The following is a 2,394-nucleotide window of genomic DNA, read 5'->3' on the forward strand; positions in this document are numbered from 1 at the left end:
GAAGAAGCAGGAGTGGGACGCAGAGAAATGGCCTTTAAATAGAAATTATCAACATAGCTATTTTATATATTGCTGTTAATGAGAGGGGAGTTCTAATTCTTCTGCTATCACCTCCCTGACGACCATAATGGCATGAAATAGATGCGCTTTAAAAAACATCATACCAACGGACTAATAGGCTGCAATTTAAGGTCACTTTATTACGTTGGTGAAGCTAAGCTGACTTAAAGCATTAAATAGCCAATTTTAGACGTAATGCGTCCCCATGAAGCATGCAAGTTATGAGTGTATGACGTTGAAGGTGGCTAGTTGATCAGGCCAATACTGACAAGTACCTGGATTAGCCCCTCGCTTGTCATCTCTGATCACTCGGCCTGTATCATCAACCAGTTCAGGCACTAGTAAAGAAGTTTAATCAAACGACGTAATTAATCATCGTTGTATAATTAACTACGTAGTGAAAGGAGTTTAACTAACGCAAACACGATCCCTTCCTTCTTGTTTAGCTCTATATAACGCCTTATCAGCTAAAGTCAGAGCACTCTTAATCTCGTTGGTATCTCGGTAACCTGCAGTACCAACACTGATTTTCACTTCTAAACTCAAGCCCTCAACTTCAAAGTTTTCCTTTGAAACCATCAACCTTAACTGGTCGCATATCTCTTTAGCTTGTTCAATTTTAGTTATAGGCATTAACAGTATAAACTCTTCCCCTCCACTTCTACATAAAACGTACTTATCTGAAACGTGCTCCATACAAAAGTTAGCAAAGCCTACCAAAACTCCATCACCAACATCATGGCCATATTTATCGTTTATTTTCTTAAAAAAATCGATATCAAAGATGGCAATAGAACCATAATCCACTACGCTATGGAAAGCTTTAATTTTGCGCTCAAACCCACGCCTATTTAGCAAACCAGTTAAAAAATCAGTATGAGCCTCGTTCTCAAATATAAACTTTTGTTTCTCACTGCCTTGATATTTTTTGAAGTATCTTATAGGCAACAAAACTAATAAAAACAGAGCTAAAAGTAAGAGGAACACAAGGGTTCTAAAATAAACGCCTGAATTAACCTTAGATACAGATAGTTCCCATTTAACATTAGAAAAACCAACCACACCCTTTATTAATGAACCTTCTAACCTCCCCTTTGAGCTTATCAACTTTTCATTCTCCCCCTTACAACCAAGGTTATACCCTAAGACTAAATAATTATCAAAACCATGTTTTGACAGTACATTATCCACAACATCATTTATTGACTCTAAATACACTATTGAAGATATAAACCCCCAAAATCCATTATCCGTTCGAACAGTTCTTCTAACGATAAAAGCTTGCTTTCCATTCTGAACTAATTTTACTGGACCGATAATGCTAACATCTTTTTTTAATATCGATTCCATGCAACCTAACTTTATATTCTCACCACTTAGAATGTCATGACCAATTGCATTTTTATTATCATCATAAGGGTAAACATAAGAGACTACTCCATTCGGCAGAAGGATTATTGATTCTACATCGCTATAACCTTCAGTTAGTTGTTTAGCTGCCAGATTGAATTTTTTTAATGTGATAGCTTTTCCATCAGATATTTCAATCATTTCTTTTAAGACTTCAGATGAAATCAATGCACCATTGAAAATGGCCTTTACAGCTTTATTTAGATCAGCAACAACATTAGATAAATGCTTTTCATCTTTTACTTTGTCTAAGGAACTAACTATAAATTCAGTAGCCAAAAACAGTATAATTATAAACAAAAAAACAAAGAGCTTATTCAACATCATAACTACTCATCTATGCAATCAAACACAGCCTCATTTAGAGTTCTTCTTGCAAAATAGAACACTACAGCTCAAATTCACAAGTGCAACAATAGAAGCCATTCGCCAAAAACCGTAATCAGGGCATTTATTCCCTAGAAACCATTAGCCAAAACCATAATCAGGGCATTTTCACCCTAGAAACCATTCACCAAAAAAACGCAATCAGGGTATTTACTCCCTAGAAACCATCCACAAAAAAACGCAATCAGGGCATTTACCCCCTCTTTTTCTAGATAACAGCCTAAACTTAAAGTACTTCAAAATTTATTCCTTTAATGCAGGAGGAGTCTTAGTGCTACATATAAAAACAATGAAATCAAAATATCCTATTTTGGGATACTTTTCAATCTGAAATATCATTTGATCATGAAAAATAAAAAATGGTCAGACAGAGAGGAATCTCTACGTAACGCATTGAAAAATATGCGTAAAAATGTGTACTTAAATCAAAGCCAATTAGCTCAAAAGTTAGACAAACCACAAAGTTTCGTATCGAAATACGAAAGTGGTGAACGACAACTTAGAATTTTGGAGTTAGAACGGGTGTGTATTGCTTGC

Annotated in this window: 2 protein-coding genes; one reads left to right on the forward strand and one right to left on the reverse strand. The window is 35.3% G+C overall.

From position 1 onward, the window contains the following. Positions 1 to 468: 468 nt before the first annotated feature. Entirely contained in the window at positions 469 to 1,797 is a 1,329-nt protein-coding gene (locus tag CXF82_RS01165) for a sensor domain-containing diguanylate cyclase (RefSeq protein ID WP_102043534.1), read from the reverse strand. 405 nt (positions 1,798 to 2,202) lie between these two features. Here CXF82_RS01165 and CXF82_RS01170 point away from each other — a divergent pair. Next, the coding region (locus tag CXF82_RS01170; RefSeq protein WP_102043535.1) for a helix-turn-helix domain-containing protein at positions 2,203 to 2,394 on the forward strand (192 nt) is incomplete at its 3' end.

It is taken from the genome of Shewanella sp. GutDb-MelDb (assembly GCF_002836075.1).
Taxonomy (GTDB): Bacteria; Pseudomonadota; Gammaproteobacteria; order Enterobacterales; family Shewanellaceae; genus Shewanella.

Coding starts and splice junctions, on each gene's coding strand:
- CXF82_RS01165 (WP_102043534.1), bottom strand. CDS start 1,797: ATGATGTTGAATAAGCTCTTTGTTTTTTTGTTTATAATTATACTGTTT.